This window comes from Micromonospora coxensis, assembly GCF_900090295.1.
GTDB lineage: Bacteria > Actinomycetota > Actinomycetes > Mycobacteriales > Micromonosporaceae > Micromonospora > Micromonospora coxensis.
Map to the genome: position 1 here is coordinate 68021 of NZ_LT607753.1, position 17143 is coordinate 85163.

Genomic DNA, 17143 nt, shown 5'->3' on the forward strand with positions numbered 1-17143 from the left:
GCCATGACCGACACCACCGGATCCTCCCCACCGTCGCGCAGCGCCGGGCGGGAAGTGCCCGACGTGGCCGGCGCCCGCACGCCCCGGGTGGCGATCATCGGCTCCGGGTTCGGCGGGGTGGCGGTCGCCGCCGCGTTGCTGCGGGCCGGCTACGACGACGTCGTGCTGCTGGAGAGGGCCGACGGGATCGGCGGGGTGTGGCGGGACAACAGCTACCCCGGGTGCGCCTGCGACATCCCCGCGCCGCTGTACTCGTACTCCTTCGCGCTCAACCCGGACTGGTCGCGGCGCTTCCCGTCGCACGCGGAGATCCTCGGCTACCTGCGCCGCTGCGCCGACGACCTGGGCGTCACCGCACGGGTCCGGCTGCGCACCGAGGTCACCGACGCCACCTGGGACGAGGCCGGTTCGTGCTGGCGGTTGCGCACCGGCGCCGGCGAGGAGGTCGTCGCCGACGTGCTGATCCCGGCGGTCGGGCAGCTCTCCCGCCCGGTGGTGCCGGCGCTGCCCGGCGCACACCGCTTCCGGGGCCGGGCCGTGCACACCGCCCGCTGGGACCCGACGGTGCGCGTCGACGGCGCCCGGGTCGCGGTCGTCGGCACCGGCGCCAGCGCGATCCAACTGGTCCCGGCGATCGCCGGCCGCGCCGCGCACGTCACCGTGTTCCAGCGCACCGCCCCGTGGACGCTGCCCAAACCGGACCGCCGCTACGGGGCGCTGCGCCGCTCGGCGTACCGGCGGTGGCCGTGGCTGATGCGCCTGCCCCGCGCCGGCGTCTGGGCGATGACCGTGGTGACCGGGCTCGCCGTCACCGGCAACCGGGCCGCCGGCGCCCTGCTGCGCACCCTGTCGGCCGCCCAGCGCCGCTGGCAGGTGCGCGATCCCGACCTGCGCGCCCGGATCACCCCCGACGAGCCGATGGGCTGCAAGCGGGTGCTGTTCACCAGCGACTGGCTGCCCACCCTGGCCCGACCCGACGTCGACCTGGTCACCGAGAAGATCGTCGAGGTCACCGCGGACGGCGTCCGCACCGCCGACGGCCGCACCCACCCGTGCGACGTGCTGGTCTACGGCACCGGCTTCGCCGCCACCGACTTCCTCACCCCGATCCGGGTCACCGGACGCGCCGGCCGCCGCCTCGACGAGGTGTGGCGCGACGGCGCGCACGCCTACCTCGGCATGGCGGTGCCCGGCTTCCCGAACCTCTTCCTCGTGTACGGCCCCAACACCAACACCGGCAACACCTCGGTGGTCTACTTCCACGAGGCCCAGGCGCGCTACATCGCCCAGGCGGTACGCCTGATCGCCGCCGGCGGGCCACCGTTGGACGTACGCGCGGACGTGGCCGCCGCCTACGACGCCGAGCTGCAACGACGGCTCGCCGGCAGTGTCTGGACCGGGTGCCAGAGCTGGTACCGCACCCCCGGCGGCCGGGTCGTCACCAACTGGCCCGGCCTGGCGGGGGAGTACCGGCGCGCCACCGCCCGGTTCCGGCCCGCCGACTACGGCCGGATCAGCCCAGCCGCTGCCGGGCGAGGAACGCCGGCACCACCATCCGCCACGCCTCGGTGACCAGTTCGGTCATCTGCGCCTCGTCGAGCCGCGCGACCCGGCAGCACACCCAGTTGAACCGCAGGTCGGACGCGGGTGGCAGCAGGAACAGCTGCGGATCGGCCGCGACGAGACCGGCGCGCTGCTCCTTCGGGAAGGCGAAGCCCATGGTCTGCTCGTCGCGCGAGAACGCCACGTACACCAGCCGGCCGACCCGGAACTTCACCCGGTCGTGGATCAGGTGCTCGCTGCTGCGGGGCAGCGTCCGGGCCAGGGCACGGACGTCGGCGACGGTGACCACCCCGGCACCCTAGCGCCGACCCCCGACACCCCGGCCGGCTCGCGGGTCCACCTCCCGGACCCGCGAGCCGGCCGACAGTCGTCGGCTACCGCCCGACCGCCGCGAACAGCCCCGCCACGGCGTCGACCGTGCCCGGGTGCGCCGCCAGCAGCCCGGCCACCTCCGACGCACCCGGCGGCACGTCCGCCGGCTGCCAGGCGGCGTCGCAGCCGAACAGCGCCGCCACCGCGTCCACCGGCTCCGGATGCGCGGCGAGCAGCGCGGCGACCGGCCCCGCCACGACGGCCGGAGCCGCCACCGCCGTCGGCGCCGGCGCGATCCACGGCGGCACCCAGGCGTCCAGCGCCGGCAGGGTGCCGGGGAAGGTCCGCCCCGCCTCGCGGACCAGCAGCGGCACCAGCTCCGGACCCTGCTCCCGCAGGGTGGTGATCAGCGTCGGCAACCAGGGCAGCAGCACCGGGTCGGGCAGCCGGGCGAACGCGGTCGACATCGTCTCCACCACGAACGGCGCCAGCGCCGGCACCGGCTCCAACGCCTGCACGAACCCGGAGAGGTACTGCGGGAACGCCGGCACCACCAGCGGGTTGCCGAGCAGCTGCGCGCAGCGCTCCCGCAACCCGGCCAGCGAGAGCAGGCCGAGCTGGTGGCGGGCGGCCCAGAGCAGCGCCACCTTCGCCGGGCTCTCCGGATGCGACTGCGCGACGGCCAGTTCGAGCTGCGAGCGGTCGCAGCCCAGCGACAACGCCAGCCCCTCCATGCCGAACAGGAACCCCAGCATCGCCCCGACCTGGCGTACGCCGGTCTCCTCGTCCACCACGGCGGTGGGCAGCAGGGTGCAGTAGTGCGCGTAGCCGGTGGTGACGAACGCCCGGCACCAGGCGGGCAGCGCCCCGGACGCCCGGTGGTGGGCGAGCAGCCGACGGATGCGGCGCAGCACCTCCGGGGCGTCGTCGACGGTGCGCTCGGCGGCGAGCAGCTCCACCGCCCGGGCACCCAGTTCGTCGACCAGGCGAGGGCTGTCCAGCAGCCGGATCGCGTCCTCGACCGCCCCGAGGGCGACCGCCGCCGTCGCCCGGGGACCCCGCACCGCCCGGCGCAGCCGCTGCTCCAGCACCTGCTCGACGGTCACCCCCTCGTACCCCAGCTCGATCAGGGCACGCTGGTTGCGGCCCAGCGCCAGGTCCCAGCTCTCCTGGATCGACCGGTGCCCCAGCCGGCGCTCGCCCATGATGGGACGGACCGCGTCCGGCGGGAGCAGGTGGCGCAGCATCCACAGCAGATCGGAGCAGGGCGCCAGCGCCGGATCGCCGTGCAGGTCCAGCAGCGCCCGCTGCACGGTCCGCTTCTCCAGGTCCAACCCGAGCGGAGCCAGCCGGTCCAGCACGTCACGGGCCAGCGGCGGCAGGGCGTCGTAGCCGACCTGGCCGACCCGGTCGCCGCCGAGCAGGATCTCGCAGAGCCGCCGCACGTCGCGCCGGCCGGGCACCACGTCCTTCTCGATGCAGGTGACGGCCGCGTCGGCGAAGTCGTACGGGGTGGGCCGGGCCCGGTTGCGCAGCCCGGCCAGCAGGATCGACGTCTCGAACACCGCGATCGCGTCGGCGGTGCTGGCCAGGTAGCCGTTGCGCCGGGCCAGCCGCACGATGTCGACGCACCAGCCGCGCAGCTCCGCCTCGTCCAGGCCGCCCGGGGTGGGCGGCGCGGCCAGGAACCCGGAGAGCCGGTCGGTGACCGGGGCGGCCGGGGAGGCGGCCGGCCCGCCCTTGCCGCGCCGGGTCCGCCCACCGCGCTGCCCGTCCAGGCGGAACGGCGCCAGACCGGAGCGGGCGACCGCCTTCTGCCAGCCCGCCGCGGCGATGGACACCGCGCCGGAGGCGAGCCCGAACTGCGCCTCGATCGCCGAGTGGCTGGACGGGATCAGCCCGTAGCGCCAGCGGGTGCCGGTACGCGGAGTGATCTCGAAGGGCGGGGCGTCGGCGGCGAGCCCGAACTGCGCGACCCGGCTGGCGGCGTGGAACGCCCCGCAGACGTAGAGGCAGTCGGCCGGGTCGGCCCCGGACGCGGCCAGGTGCTGCCGCATCCGCGTCCACATGTACCGCTCCCGGTCCTCGTCGCGGTCGGTCCGCTCCGACCCGGCCGGGCGCAGCCGCCGGAACAGGCTGCCGATGAGCACCATCACCTGCCGGTAGGTGTCGTGGTCGGCGTCGGCGAGGGGCTGCTCGACGTACTGGTCCCACCACTCCGACCAGTGCCGCACCTTGCCGTGGTGCAGCAGGTACGCCTCCAGCTCGGCGAAGCGGGGCCGCAGCTCGCCGATCTCCACCCCGACCGCGTCGCCGTGCAGCGCGGCGTCCTCGTCGAGGGTCGCCGGCGGCTCGGTGTCACCGCCGTCGGCCGGACCGTCGTCGCGGGGCGTCCACTGGAAGACGTGGTCGGTGGAGCGGTCGACCAGCACCAGCTCGACCCCCGGGGTGTCCAGCGCGTACGCGATCGCCTGGTACTCGGCGGACGCCTCGGTGACCGGCGCGACGACGCTGAGCGGACCCCACTCGGCGGGGAAGCCCTCCAGCTCCGAGGCGAACGCCTGCACGGCCACCGGCAGGCGGCAGTTGCGCAGCTCGCCCAAGAGCGGCTGGAGATCCTCGCAGAGCTCCAGGTAGATCACCTTGGGCTGCTTGGCCCGCAGCCGGCGCACCATCGCCAGCGCGGAGGCCGGCGAGTGGTGGCAGACCGGGAAGATCTCCAGCGGCTCGCCGAGGGCGCGGTCGACGTCGTCGACCATGCCGGCGAGGATGCCGGCCACCGCGTCGGGAGAGCCGCCGAAGGTGGCCGCCGCCTCGGCGAGCTGCTCGCGCAGCGCCGCGAACGGGCCGGTGGGGGCGGGCCCGGTCATGACAGCGACGCGATCGCCTGGCGGCCGCCGTCGAGGAAGCCCGCCCAGCCGCCGCCGTCCTGCTTGGCCCGCGGCTCGACCACGCCGTGCAGGTACTTGTTGAGGATCGCCAGGTCCTCCGGGCTGCGCCGGGCCAGCGACCCCATCAGCGACCCGGCCAGGGTCTCCGGGCGCAGGGTACGGTCGCCGAAGAACTGGCTGTGCAGGATCGCGTCCTCCAGCACGCCGATCTGCTCGGCGGTCGACAGCGCCGACTCCAGCTTCTCGTCGTCGCTGGTGGCCGACGCGGCGGCGGCCCGCAGGTCGGCGAAGCTCTGCAGCAGGATGTCCAGCAGCGTCGGCGGCACGTCCAGTTCGATGGCGTGCCGGCGCAGCAGCTCCTCGGTGCGGAACCGGACGATCTCCGCCTCGCTGCGCTTGTTGGTCACCACCGGGATGCGGACGAAGTTGAACCGCCGCTTCAGCGCCGACGACAGGTCGTTGACGCCACGGTCGCGGCTGTTGGCGGTGGCGATGACCGAGAACCCGGGCTTGGCGAACACGATGTTGTCGTCGTTGAGCTCGGGGATGGAGACGTACTTCTCCGACAGGATCGAGATCAGCGCGTCCTGCACGTCGCTGGTGGAGCGGGTCAGCTCCTCGAAGCGGCCGATGACGCCCTGCTCCATGGCGGTCATGATCGGCGAGGGGATCATCGACTCGCGGGACTGCCCCCGGGCGATGACCATGGAGACGTTCCAGGAGTACTTGATGTGGTCCTCGGTGGTGCCGGCGGTGCCCTGCACCACCAGCGTGGAGTTGCGGCAGATCGCGGCGGACAGCAGCTCGGCCAGCCAGCTCTTGCCGGTGCCCGGGTCACCGATGAGCAGCAGGCCCCGGTCGGAGGCGAGCGTGACGATGCTCCGCTCGACGAAGCTGCGGTCGCCGAACCACTTCTGCGCGATCTCCCGGTCCAGGCCGTCGGCCCGCTCCGAGCCCAGGACGAACAGCCGCACCATGCGCGGGCTCAGCCGCCAGGAGAACGGCTTCGGCCCGGTGTCGACCGACTCCAGGTAGTCCAGCTCGTCGGCGTACTTGACCTCGGCGGGGGCACGCAACATCTCGGACATGTGGTGATGACTCCTAGGTGAGGAAGCTCTTGAGCTCGAAGACGAGTTTGCGGATGTGACCGGAGATGACCGGGGTGCCCAGGTCCTTGAAGCGTTGCCGGAACCACGGGTTGACGCTCTGCTGGCCGGAGCTGTTGACCGAGCCGACCGGGATGAACCGCACCCCGGAGCGGTGCACGGCCTCGATGCCCTCGAACAGGGGCTGGGACCGGTCGAACTCGTAGAAGTCCGAGATCCACACCATGACGGTGTTCCTCGGCTCGACGATCTTGGGTCGGGCGAGCGCCATCGCCACCGGGCCGTCGTTGCCCCCGCCCAGGTTGGTGCGCAGCAGCACCTCGAACGGGTCGTGCACCCACGGCGTCAGGTCCAGCGCCCGGGTGTCGTACGCGATGAGGTGCACGTCCACCTTGGGCAGCCCGGCGAAGATCGACGCGAGGATGGTGCAGTTGACCATCGAGTCGACCATCGAGCCGGACTGGTCCACCACCACGATCAGCCGCGACGGGGTGGTCCTGCGGGCGGTCTGCCGGTAGTAGAGCCGGTCGACGTAGAGCCGCTCGTCGTCCGGGCTCCAGTTGGTCAGGTTCTGCCAGATGGTGCGGTCCAGGTCGAGGTTGCGGAACACCCGCTTCGGCGGCACCGACCGGTCGATCGTCCCGACGCTGGTCTGCTCGACCTGCGTACGCAGCACCTGGGCGACCTCGTCGACGAAGCGGCGGATCAGCGCCTTGGCGTTGGCCAGCGCCACCCCGGACAGGTTCGCCTTGTCCCGCAGCAACTGCTCGATCAGCGACATGCTCGGGGTCAGCCGGGCGGCCAGCGCCGGATCGGCGAGCACCTCGCGCAGGTGCATCCGGCGCACCAGGTCGCCCTCCAGCCCGGCGAGCGTGCCGCCCAGCCCGCCGCTCTGCCGGCGCAGCTCGCCCGGCGCCGCCCCGCACGCCTGCTCGAACCAGCCGGCGTCGGACTGCCAGCGGGCCAGCTGTCCGGCGCTGACCGGCCCCGCGCCGGTGGCGAAGACGTTGAGCAGCAGCTTCGACACCAGCGCGGCCCGGCGCACCTCGGCCGCACCCGGCCGGTGCACCTCGGCGACCCCGGCCGTCGCCGGCTCCCGGTCCGCGCCGCCGGCCGTCGCGGGCTCCGGGTCCGCGCCGCCGGCCGCACCCGGCCGGTCCGCGTCGGCCGTCGCCGGCCCCGGGACGACGCCGGTGGCCCGGTCACCGGCCGCCGTGGCGCAGCCGCTGTCGACGTCCGACTCCGCCGCCCCGGCGACCGCCGCCGGGGCGGCATCGGCGCCCGCCCCGAGGGCGGACCCGGCGGGCGTCGCCACCCCGGACGGCGTCTCGTCGGGCGGGGTCAGCAGGCCGCGCAGCTCGTCGGCGAGCGCCGGGAAGCGCTGCACCACGGTGTCCACCGAGACGGCCGGGTCGAGCAGCGCCGCCGGCAGGCCGAGGTCGTCGACGACGGCCACGCTCGCCGACTCCAGGGTGGGCTGCTCGTCCGGGTCGAACAGCCGGGCCAGCAGCCGCCAGTACAGCACCTGCCGCCGGTTGGCGTCGGCGAGGTCGTGGGTGGGGATCGGCTCGGTCATCGGCGCAGCAACCGTCCCGCGCGCTCGCGCAGCACGGCCACGGCGTCGCCCGCCCTCGCCTCGGCCTTGGCCACCTTCGGGTCGGTGACGCCGACCGCCCAGTCGCCGGTGTGCGCCTCCACCACCTTGCGCTTGACGGTCGAGCGGACCGCGAGCGGCTGCACCCGCCACCGGCCGGCGTCCCAGCGGGCCAGGCCGATGCAGGCCGACGAGGTGACGACCAGCTCCGGGGTGACCGGTCCGCAGGACGGCAGGCGGTCGACCGCCAGGGCGATGCGCTGCCCGTCCAGCTCCAGTTCGGGGCCGCCGTCGGTGTCGTGCACCGTGTACCCCTCCAGCAGCACCGGCTCGGCGAGCACGGCCGGGTGCCGGTCCAGCGGCGGTGCGGCCGACGCCACGGCGGCGGGCAGCAGCACCCGCGCGGTGGCGAACGGGTCGGCCGGTTCGGCCGGGCGTGCCGCCTCGTCGCGCCAGAGCAGGTCCGCGCCGTGCAGCGGCAGGTCGTCGACGGTCACGGCGCGCCGCTGGGCCAGCGCGTCCAGCAGGACGGGGTGGGCCTGCAGCAGCTGCCACAGCGCCGGACCGGAGATCGTGTCGACCTTCGCGGCGCCCACCGCCGTACGCACCAGCCGGGGCGCGCTCCCGTCGGCCGGTTCGAGGACCGCGTGCAGCTGGACCTGCACCGCCGTGTCGTGTTCGTGCACGTCCACCCCGAGCGGCAGCAGCCGGCCGCTGACCCGCTCCACCGTCCCCGGGTCCACCGGCCCGGCCTGGGCCAGCAGCATCCCCCGGCTCCACAGGTCGGCCCAGCGGCGGCTCGGCGGCTGCGGCATGGTGGCGACCGGGACGCAGGCCCGCAGCTCGGCGGCCAGGCCGTCGAGCAGGACCGCCAGCCGGCGGGTGCCCGGCGTGGCCAGGGCGGACTCGATCGGGGCGTCGGCGGCGGCGAGCAACTCGTGGTCGACGCCGCGCCAGCCGGTCACCGCCAGCTCGTGCAGCCAGGCCCGCGCGCCGGCCGGGTCGGGCGGCACCTCGGTCGGCCCGGCGGTGGTGGCGGGCGTCCACGGCCGGCGCTCGCGTCCGAGCGCGGTGTCGAGCCGGGCCAGCAGGGCGTCGTGGGCGGCGCCGAACAACGCCGTGCGCGCCCCGGCGAGCACGGCCAGGTGCTCCTCGGCGACGGAGCCGGCGGTCACCTTGCCCACCGCCTCGGCCACCCGGTCGGCCAGCGGGGTGGACGCCACCGCCCCGGCGAGGGCGGTCAGCGCGGCCGCGTCGGCCTCGCCGACCCGGGCCAGGCCCCGGATCAGGGCGTCGTCGAATCCGGCGGCGACGTCGAGCGCGTCGGCCAGCCCGGCCGGGTCGCCGTCGTGCAGCGCGGTGAGGTGGGTGCCCAGCATCAGCGGCCCGCCCCGGTCGCCGGGAACCAGTGCAGCTCGGGTGCCGGGGTGCTGCTGCCGGGCAGCTCCAGGTAGGCCAGGTGGCGCAGGAACCGGCTGAACACCACCGCGGCGGAGGTCGGCTCGTGCCGGGCGTCCAACCGGCTCATCAGCTGCCCGCCGGTCTGCACCTCGTCACCGGCCTCGACCCGCAGGTACCGGGCGACCCGGTCGACGCCGTACTGGAGCACCGCCTCGTCGGCCAGGGCGTGCAGGTGCTTGCAGGGGGTGCCCCGCAGGCCGCCGCAGGGCCGGTTGTTGTTGGTGCTGCAGTGGTAGGCATGGGTGCCGGAGGCGACCGACGAGACGTACACCCGCTCGATGTCCGACCCGCTGGACACCACGCCCTGGAGCCGCCCGTCGGCCAGTTCCACGAAGGGCACCTTGGCCAGTTTGCGGGGCCGGGCGGGCGGCACCACCCGCACCGCGCTGCGCCGCTGGGCGGCCCCGTCCATGTCCGTCACTTCCGACCTCCCCGCCCGCCGGGAGACCGGCGACGCCCATGGTGAGGCGGCCGTCGGATCGCACCGACGCCGCCGTGACGACATGGATCATGGACCACGGGTACGACACGATCCACGCCGGACTCCGTGGCGGTCGGCCGGCGCCGCCCGCCCCGGCGGGTGGGCCGGGGTCGCGGTGCCGGTGAGCCGCCCGATGTGAGCGCTCACAAGCGTCCGAGTATCGCCGGGACGCATCGCGCGGTCAACAGGCTGTCGGCGGGGCTGTCGCATCCGGACGGTCGGGTGCCCCCGCCCGGCAGGCCGTGCCGGGGCGGCGCTTCCGCGCTCGTCGGCCGTGACCGGCGCTCCCTCACATCGACCGAGGTGAGAGCCGTCGTGCCCGTCCGCAGCGCCGGCCCGGCCCGGGAAGGGGGCTCGCAAGAGTGTCGGAAATGTTTCGGGACACGTCTTGACGGCCATCCATGTGAGCGCTAACACTGTGCGCAGCAGGCCACGGGAGGATGGGCATGGACGAAGCTGCAGGGCGCTGTGACCGGTACGTCGTCGGCGTCGACTTCGGCACGTTGTCGGGGCGGGCGCTGGTGGTACGGGTCGCCGACGGCGCCGAGCTGGGCACCGCGGTGCACGAGTACCGCCACGCGGTCATGGACACCGCGCTCACCGCCGTTGACGCCCGGCCCCTGCCGGCGGACTGGGCGTTGCAGGACCCCGACGACTACCGCGAGGTGCTGCGGCAGGCGGTGCCCGCGGCGCTGGCCGCCAGCGGCGTCGACCCGGCCCGGGTGATCGGCATCGGCATCGACTTCACCGCCTGCACGGTGCTGCCCACCCTGGCCGACGGCACCCCACTGTGCGAGGTGCCCGAGCTGCGCACCCGGCCGCACGCCTGGGTGAAGCTGTGGAAGCACCACGCCGCCCAAGGGCAGGCCGACCGGATCAACGCCCTCGCCCACGAGCGCGGCGAGCCCTGGATCGGCCGCTACGGCGGCAAGATCTCCGCCGAGTGGCAGTACGCCAAGGCGCTGCACCTGCTGGAGGAGGACCCGGAGCTCTACGCCCGCGCCGAGCGGTGGATCGAGGCCGCCGACTGGATCGTCTGGCAGCTCTGCGGCGTCGAGACCCGCAACGTGTGCACCGCCGGCTACAAGGGGATCCACCAGGACGGCCGCTACCCGTCGCGGGACTACCTCGCCGCGCTGCACCCGGACTTCGCCGACTTCGTCGCCAAGCTCGACGGCCCGCTCGCGCCGCTGGGCGCCCGGGCCGGCGGGCTCACCGCGCGGGCCGCCGCCTGGACCGGCCTGCCCGAGGGCGTCGCGGTCGCGGTGGGCAACGTGGACGCCCACGTCACCGCCGCCGCCGCTCAGGCCCTCGACCCGGGCCGGCTGGTCGCCATCATGGGCACCTCCACCTGCCACGTCGTCAACGGCGACCGGCTGGCCGAGGTCGCCGGCATGTGCGGCGTGGTCGACGGCGGCATCAGCGCCGGCTCGTGGGGTTACGAGGCGGGTCAGAGCGGGGTCGGCGACATCTTCACCTGGTACGTCGCGCACGCCGCCCCCGCCGGCTGGGCCTCGCACGAGGCGCTGAGCGCGGCCGCGGCCGCCCAGCCCGTCGGCGGGCACGGCCTGATCGCGCTCGACTGGTGGAACGGCAACCGCTCCCTGCTGGTCAACCACGACCTCAGCGGCGTCCTCGTCGGGCTCACCCTGGCCACCCGCCCCCCGGACGTCTACCGCGCGCTGCTGGAGTCCACCGCATACGGCACCCGCATGATCATCGAGGCGTTCGCCGACGCGGGAGTGCCGGTCGACGAGGTGATCGTCGCCGGTGGACTGACCGCCAACACGCTGCTGATGCAGATCTACGCCGACGTGACCCGCCGGCCGCTGGGCATCATCGGCTCGGCGCAGGGCCCGGCGCTGGGCTCGGCGATCCACGCGGCGGTGGCCGCCGGCGCGTACCCCGACGTGCCGGCCGCCTCGGCGGCGATGGGCCGGGTCGACCGCGACGTGTACCGGCCCGATCCGCAGCGCGCCCGCGCCTACGACGACCTGTACGCCGAGTACCGCCGGCTGCACGACCACTTCGGTCGCGGCGGCGACGAGACGCTGCTGCGCCTGCGGGCCATCCGCAACGCCGCCCGGCAGGCGGCCGACCCGACCCCGGCCGCCCCGGCGGCGCCCCTGGAGGTGATGGCATGAGCCTCGACCTGGAGGTGACCCGGCTGCGCGAGACCGTGGCCGGCCTGCACGCCGAACTGGTCCGGTACCAGTTGGTGGCGTGGACGGCCGGGAACGTCTCGGCCCGGGTGCCGGGGCGGGATCTGATGGTCATCAAGCCCAGCGGGGTGTCCTACGACGACCTGCGCCCGGAGAACATGATCGTCTGCGACCTCGACGGGGTCGTGGTCGACGGCGACCTCTCGCCGTCCAGCGACACCGCCGCGCACGCCTACGTCTACCGGGCGATGCCGGAGGTGGGCGGCGTGGTGCACACCCACAGCGGGTACGCCACCGCCTGGGCGGCGCGCGGCGAGCCCATCCCGTGCCACCTGACCGCCCAGGCCGACGAGTTCGGCGGGGAGATCCCGGTCGGTCCGTTCGCCCTGATCGGCGGGGACGACATCGGCAAGGGGATCGTGGCGACCCTGTCCGGGCACCGCTCACCGGCGGTGCTGATGCGCAACCACGGCGTCTTCACCATCGGCCGCGACGCCCGGGCGGCGGTGAAGGCGGCGGTGATGTGCGAGGACGTGGCCCGCACCGCGCACCTGACCCGGGCGCTGGGCACCCCGGCGCCGATGGCCCGCGCCGACATCGACTCGCTCTACGACCGCTACCAGACCGTGTACGGCCAGCCGGGCACCCGGTCCACCGCCCGCTGACCCGCCCGTGCCCCGGCCGGACCCGCCCCCGCGGACCGGCCGGCCGATCGCACCACCGCACCACCCACCCGGCCCGTCCGGCGGGACCGGCCGGGTGGCACCCCCACCTCACCCCCGAAGGAGTCACCGGCATGGTGCACGTCCGTACCACCATCACCCGTCGCGGGCTCGGCGCCCTGCTCGCCGCCGGCCTGCTGGCGACCGCCCTGTCCGGCTGCGGCAACAGCGACACCGGCGGCGACGCCGGCGGCGGCGGAGACAAGATCGTCCTCGGCTTCTCCCAGGTCGGCGCGGAGAGCGGCTGGCGCACGGCGAACACCAACTCGATCAAGGAAGCCGCCGGGGCGGCCGGCATCGAGCTGAAGTTCGACGACGCCCAGCAGAAGCAGGAGAACCAGATCAAGGCGATCCGCAACTTCATCCAGCAGAAGGTGGACGTGATCGCCTTCTCGCCGGTGGTGGAGTCCGGTTGGGACACCGTGCTCAAGGAGGCCCGGGACGCCGAGATCCCGGTGATCCTCACCGACCGCAGCGTCGACTCGGCGGACAAGAGCCTCTACAAGACCTTCATCGGCTCGGACTTCGTCAAGGAGGGGCGCCTGTCCGGTGAGTGGCTGGTCGAGCGGACCAAGTCCGCGACCGGGCCGGTGCACATCGTCGAGCTGCAGGGCACCACCGGCTCGGCCCCGGCGAACGACCGCAAGAAGGGCTTCGCCGAGGCGATCGCGGCCAACCCCAACCTCAAGGTCGTCGCGTCGCAGAGCGGTGACTTCACCCGCGCCGGCGGCAAGCAGGTCATGGAGCAGTTCCTCAAGGCCAACCCGAAGATCGACGTGCTCTTCGCGCACAACGACGACATGGGCCTCGGTGCGCTGGAGGCGATCACCGCGGCCGGCAAGGTGCCCGGCAGGGACATCACCATCATCACCATCGACGCGGTCAAGGACGGCATGCAGGCCCTGGCCGACGGCAAGTTCAACTTCATCGCCGAGTGCAGCCCGCTGCTCGGGCCGCAGCTGATGGACCTGGTGAAGAAGGTGCACGCCGGCGAGTCGGTGCCCGCCCGGGTGGAGACCGAGGAGACCACGTTCACCACCGAGCAGGCCAAGGCCGCGCTGCCGACGCGCAAGTACTGACCCTCGCGACGAATCCTCGCCGTGACGGCGGCGGGCCGGCGGTGTCACCGACACCGCCGGCCCGGCCACCTCCCCGCGCCCCGCGCGCCGACGGACCCCGACCACGCCCGCGCGGTCGCGTCCGACCCGCACCGCCGAGAATCACGAAAGGTCTGGTGGGATGTCGCAGAGGCATCCGGTCCTGACGATGACCGCGATCAGCAAGCTCTTCCCGGGCGTACGCGCCCTCGACGGTGTCGACTTCCGGCTGTTCCCCGGTGAGGTCCACGCCCTGATGGGCGAGAACGGCGCCGGCAAGTCCACTCTGATCAAGGTGCTGACCGGCGTGTACGGCACCGACGCCGGGACCGTCACCCTCGACGGCGCACCGGTCTCCTTCACCGGCCCGATGCAGGCCACCGCGGCGGGCGTGAGCACCGTCTACCAGGAGGTCAACCTCTGCCCGAACCTGTCCGTGGCGGAGAACATCTTCATCGGCCGGGAGCCGCGCCGCCTCGGCGTCATCGACTGGCGCGAGACGCGCCGGCGGGCACAGGCCCTGCTGGCCCGTCTCGACCTGCACATCGACGTCACCGAACTGCTCGGCAGCTACTCCCTCGCGGTGCAGCAGATGGTGGCCATCGCCCGCGCGGTCGACGTGCGGGCGCGGGTGCTGATCCTCGACGAGCCCACCTCCAGCCTGGACGCCGACGAGGTCGCCCAACTGCTGCGCATCATGCGGCAGCTGCGCGACGAGGGCATCGCGATCCTCTTCGTCACCCACTTCCTCGACCAGGTGTACGCCATCGCGGACCGGATCACGGTGCTGCGCAACGGCCGCCTGGTCGGCGAGTACCGCACCGCCGACCTGCCGCAGATCGCCCTCGTGGAGAAGATGATCGGCAAGGAGCTGGACGCGCTGGAGCGCCTCGACTCCGAGGCCGGGCGTGACCCGGCGGCCGTCACCGCCGGCGCCCCGCTGGTCGAGGCCGACGGGCTCGGCCGTACCGGCTCGGTGGCGCCGTTCCACCTCACCATCCACGAGGGCGAGGTCGTCGGCCTGGCCGGGCTGCTCGGCTCGGGGCGTACCGAGGTCGCCCGGCTGCTCTTCGGCGCCGACCGCGCGGACCGGGGCCGGCTCACCGTGGCCGGGCGACCGGCCGCGGTCCGTACGCCGGTCGCGGCGATCGACCGCGACATCGCCTTCTGCTCCGAGAACCGCCGCACCGAGGGGCTGATCGGCGAGCTGACCGTACGGGAGAACATCATCCTGGCGATGCAGGCGGCCCGGGGCTGGCTGCGCCCGGTGCCCCGACGCCGGCAGGACGAACTGGTCCGGCACTGGATCGAGGCGCTGAGCATCCGCCCGGCCGACCCCGACCTGCCGGTGCGCAACCTCTCCGGCGGCAACCAGCAGAAGGTGCTGCTCGCCCGCTGGCTGATCACCGAACCCCGACTGCTGATCCTGGACGAGCCGACCCGGGGCATCGACATCGGCGCGAAGACCGAGATCCAGCGCCTGGTGGCCCAGCTCTCCGACGGCGGCATGGCGGTGCTGTTCATCTCCGCCGAACTGGAGGAGGTGCTGCGGCTGAGCCACACGGTCGCGGTGATGCGCGACCGGCAGCTGGTCGCCCGGCTGACCAACGACGACACGCTCGACGCCGACCGCGTCATGCGGGCCATCGCCAGCGGCGCCCAGCAGGAAGGGCGGGACGAGGCATGAGCACGGTACGGACCCGGGTCACGAGGATCACCGGCCACCGGCTGTTCTGGCCGCTGGTCGTGCTGCTGGTGCTGCTGGCGGCGAACACGATCCACCGGCCGAGCTTCCTGTCGGTCGAGCTGAAGAACGGCCACCTGTACGGCAGCCTCGTCGACATCGTCCGGCTCAGCGCCCCGCTGATCCTGGTGGCCCTGGGGATGTCCCTGGTGATCGCCACCGGCGGCATCGACCTGTCGGTGGGCAGCGTGGTCGCGGTCAGCGGCGCGGTGGCCTGCCTCTACATCAGTGAGCAGCCCGACCAGGACGGCCTGGGCGGGGTGCTGACCGCGCTGGCCCTCGCCTTCGGCGTCGCCCTGCTGCTCGGCGCCTGGAACGGGGTCCTGGTCGCGGTCATCGGCATCCAGCCGATCATCGCCACGCTGATCCTGATGGTCGCCGGGCGCGGCCTGGCCCAGCTGGTCACCTCCGGGCAGATCATCACCGTCAACAGCGGGCCGTACAAGACGATCGGGGTGGGGCACCTGCTCACCCTGCCGTTCGCGATCATCGTGGCCCTGGCGGTGACCCTGGTCGTGGCGGTGCTGACCCGGCGCACCGCACTCGGCATGATCATCGAGGCGGTCGGCGGCAACGCCGAGGCCAGCCGCCTGGCCGGCGTCCGCTCCCGCCGGATCACCTTCCTCGTGTACGTGGTCAGCGCCGCCTGCGCCGCCATCGCCGGCTTCATGATGACCGCGAACGTCTCCAGCGCCGACGGCAACGCCGCCGGCCTCTGGGTGGAGCTCGACGCGATCCTGGCCGTGGTCATCGGCGGCACCGCGCTGACCGGCGGCCGGTTCTTCCTCGGCGGCACCGTCGTCGGCGCGCTGATCATCCAGACCCTCACCACCTCCGTGTACGCCATGAACATCGACCCGCAGACGGCGCTGCTGTTCAAGGCGGTGGTGGTGATCGCGGTCTGCCTCGTCCAGGCCCCGGCGTTCCGCGCCCGGTTCCGCCGCCGACGCCCGTCCACCGTGGCCCCGACCCCCGCCACCGCGCAGCAGAAGGAGCAGGTCCCGGCATGACCACCACACCACTGGCCACCCGGGCGGACCGGGCACGGTGGCGGGTGCCGCCCCGGCACGTGCCGGTGCTGGCCACCCTCGCCCTGCTGCTCGTCATGTACGGCGTCGGCGTGTCCCAGTACCGCGCGTTCTCCAACGTCCAGGTCGTGTTCAACATCTTCATCGACAACGGGTTCCTGCTCGTCGTCGCGGTCGGCATGACCTTCGTGATCCTCACCGGCGGCATCGACCTGTCGGTCGGCTCGGTGGTGGCGATGACCGCGATGGTGTCGGCGTCCCTGCTGCGCGACGGCCTGCACCCCGCCCTGGTGCTGCTGGTCGCGCTGCTGATCGGCCCGACCCTCGGGTTCGCGATGGGCTGCGTCATCCACTTCTTCGACATCCAGCCGTTCATCGTCACCCTGGCCGGGATGTTCTTCGCCCGGGGCATGTGCACCTGGATCAGCGCCACCTCCGTCCCGATCACCGACGGGTTCTGGACCTCGGCGGCGCAGGCGCGCATCCGCCTCGGCGAGAACTTCGTGACCGTCAGCGTCCTGATCGCCCTGGCCGTCGTCGCGGTGGCCGCGTTCACGCTGGCCTACACCCGGCTGGGCCGCGACGTGTACGCCATCGGCGGCAACCCGCAGTCGGCGCTGCTGATGGGCCTGCCGGTCGGGCGGACCAGGATCGCCGTCTACACGATCAGCGGGCTCTGCTCGGCCCTCGGCGGCATCCTGCTGTCCTTCTACACCCTCTCCGGCGCCCCGCTGATCGCCGTCGGCATGGAGCTGGACGTCATCGCCGCGGTCGTCATCGGCGGCACCCTGCTCACCGGCGGCTCCGGCTACGTCCTCGGCACCGTGCTGGGCGTGCTGGTCCTCGGCGTGATCCAGACGCTGATCACCTTCGACGGCACCCTCAACTCCTGGTGGACCAGGATCGTCATCGGTGGCCTGCTCTTCGCGTTCATCCTGCTCCAACGCCTCGTCGGCATCCGCACCAAGTGACCACGACCAGT

Annotated in this window: 13 protein-coding genes; 7 read left to right on the forward strand and 6 right to left on the reverse strand. The window is 73.8% G+C overall.

The features are described from left to right. Nucleotides 1-3 precede the first annotated feature (3 nt). The gene (locus tag GA0070614_RS00325) at nucleotides 4-1572 is read left to right on the forward strand and encodes a flavin-containing monooxygenase (protein WP_088974094.1); all 1569 of its coding nucleotides are present in this window, start codon (nucleotides 4-6) and stop codon (nucleotides 1570-1572) included. Here GA0070614_RS00325 and GA0070614_RS00330 read toward each other — a convergent pair. From GA0070614_RS00330 to GA0070614_RS00355, 6 genes are all read right to left on the reverse strand, one after another. Continuing rightward, nucleotides 1514-1852, reverse strand: a complete 339-nt coding sequence (locus GA0070614_RS00330) for an MmcQ/YjbR family DNA-binding protein (protein WP_088974095.1) — start codon at nucleotides 1850-1852, stop codon at nucleotides 1514-1516. The genes GA0070614_RS00325 and GA0070614_RS00330 overlap by 59 nt on opposite strands. Before the next feature lie 85 nt (nucleotides 1853-1937). Next, nucleotides 1938-4745, reverse strand: a complete 2808-nt coding sequence (locus tag GA0070614_RS00335) for a DUF5682 family protein (RefSeq protein WP_088974096.1) — start codon at nucleotides 4743-4745, stop codon at nucleotides 1938-1940. Continuing rightward, nucleotides 4742-5854, reverse strand: a complete 1113-nt coding sequence (locus GA0070614_RS00340; RefSeq protein WP_088974097.1) for an ATP-binding protein — start codon at nucleotides 5852-5854, stop codon at nucleotides 4742-4744. The genes GA0070614_RS00335 and GA0070614_RS00340 overlap by 4 nt, the downstream gene beginning before the upstream one ends. A gap of 13 nt (nucleotides 5855-5867) precedes the next feature. Next, a complete protein-coding gene (locus GA0070614_RS00345; protein ID WP_088974098.1) occupies nucleotides 5868-7448 on the reverse strand; it encodes a vWA domain-containing protein in 1581 nt (526 codons plus the stop codon). Beyond that, a complete protein-coding gene (locus tag GA0070614_RS00350; RefSeq protein ID WP_088974099.1) occupies nucleotides 7445-8845 on the reverse strand; it encodes a hypothetical protein in 1401 nt (466 codons plus the stop codon). Before GA0070614_RS00350 ends, GA0070614_RS00345 begins: the two co-directional genes overlap by 4 nt. Continuing rightward, nucleotides 8845-9339, reverse strand: coding sequence for a hypothetical protein (locus GA0070614_RS00355; RefSeq protein ID WP_088974100.1), 495 nt, complete (start codon nucleotides 9337-9339; stop codon nucleotides 8845-8847). The genes GA0070614_RS00350 and GA0070614_RS00355 overlap by 1 nt, the downstream gene beginning before the upstream one ends. A 515-nt stretch (nucleotides 9340-9854) precedes the next feature. On the opposite strand from GA0070614_RS00355, the gene araB reads away from it, so the two are divergent. The 6 genes from araB to yjfF all read left to right on the forward strand — a co-directional run bounded on the left by araB (nucleotide 9855) and on the right by yjfF (nucleotide 17132). Then, nucleotides 9855-11552 carry a ribulokinase gene (araB, locus tag GA0070614_RS00360; RefSeq protein ID WP_088974101.1) on the forward strand — a complete coding sequence of 566 codons (1698 nt, stop codon included), beginning with the start codon at nucleotides 9855-9857 and terminating at the stop codon, nucleotides 11550-11552. Next, nucleotides 11549-12235: an L-ribulose-5-phosphate 4-epimerase gene (locus GA0070614_RS00365; protein WP_088974102.1), complete on the forward strand. Its 687-nt coding sequence runs from the start codon at nucleotides 11549-11551 to the stop codon at nucleotides 12233-12235. The genes araB and GA0070614_RS00365 overlap by 4 nt, the downstream gene beginning before the upstream one ends. Nucleotides 12236-12366: 131 nt before the next feature. Next, complete coding sequence (locus tag GA0070614_RS00370; RefSeq protein WP_088974103.1) at nucleotides 12367-13371, forward strand: ABC transporter substrate-binding protein; 1005 nt, start codon at nucleotides 12367-12369, stop codon at nucleotides 13369-13371. 160 nt (nucleotides 13372-13531) lie between these two features. Then, nucleotides 13532-15076 (forward strand): sugar ABC transporter ATP-binding protein, encoded by a 1545-nt coding sequence (locus GA0070614_RS00375; protein ID WP_088974104.1) that lies wholly within the window; start codon nucleotides 13532-13534, stop codon nucleotides 15074-15076. Next, nucleotides 15073-16143, forward strand: coding sequence for an ABC transporter permease (locus GA0070614_RS00380; protein ID WP_088974105.1), 1071 nt, complete (start codon nucleotides 15073-15075; stop codon nucleotides 16141-16143). The genes GA0070614_RS00375 and GA0070614_RS00380 overlap by 4 nt, the downstream gene beginning before the upstream one ends. Beyond that, nucleotides 16140-17132: a galactofuranose ABC transporter, permease protein YjfF gene (yjfF, locus tag GA0070614_RS00385; RefSeq protein ID WP_088974106.1), complete on the forward strand. Its 993-nt coding sequence runs from the start codon at nucleotides 16140-16142 to the stop codon at nucleotides 17130-17132. Before GA0070614_RS00380 ends, yjfF begins: the two co-directional genes overlap by 4 nt. Nucleotides 17133-17143 lie beyond the last annotated feature (11 nt).

Excerpts from the sequence above, each read along its gene's own strand:
- GA0070614_RS00340 (WP_088974097.1), bottom strand. The coding sequence starts at position 5,854 with ATGTCCGAGATGTTGCGTGCCCCCGCCGAGGTCAAGTACGCCGACGAG.
- GA0070614_RS00345 (WP_088974098.1), bottom strand. The coding sequence starts at position 7,448 with ATGACCGAGCCGATCCCCACCCACGACCTCGCCGACGCCAACCGGCGG.
- GA0070614_RS00380 (WP_088974105.1), top strand. The coding sequence starts at position 15,073 with ATGAGCACGGTACGGACCCGGGTCACGAGGATCACCGGCCACCGGCTG.
- GA0070614_RS00335 (WP_088974096.1), bottom strand. The coding sequence starts at position 4,745 with ATGACCGGGCCCGCCCCCACCGGCCCGTTCGCGGCGCTGCGCGAGCAG.
- GA0070614_RS00325 (WP_088974094.1), top strand. The coding sequence starts at position 4 with ATGACCGACACCACCGGATCCTCCCCACCGTCGCGCAGCGCCGGGCGG.
- GA0070614_RS00375 (WP_088974104.1), top strand. The coding sequence starts at position 13,532 with ATGTCGCAGAGGCATCCGGTCCTGACGATGACCGCGATCAGCAAGCTC.
- GA0070614_RS00370 (WP_088974103.1), top strand. The coding sequence starts at position 12,367 with ATGGTGCACGTCCGTACCACCATCACCCGTCGCGGGCTCGGCGCCCTG.
- yjfF (WP_088974106.1), top strand. The coding sequence starts at position 16,140 with ATGACCACCACACCACTGGCCACCCGGGCGGACCGGGCACGGTGGCGG.
- araB (WP_088974101.1), top strand. The coding sequence starts at position 9,855 with ATGGACGAAGCTGCAGGGCGCTGTGACCGGTACGTCGTCGGCGTCGAC.
- GA0070614_RS00365 (WP_088974102.1), top strand. The coding sequence starts at position 11,549 with ATGAGCCTCGACCTGGAGGTGACCCGGCTGCGCGAGACCGTGGCCGGC.
- GA0070614_RS00355 (WP_088974100.1), bottom strand. The coding sequence starts at position 9,339 with ATGGACGGGGCCGCCCAGCGGCGCAGCGCGGTGCGGGTGGTGCCGCCC.
- GA0070614_RS00350 (WP_088974099.1), bottom strand. The coding sequence starts at position 8,845 with ATGCTGGGCACCCACCTCACCGCGCTGCACGACGGCGACCCGGCCGGG.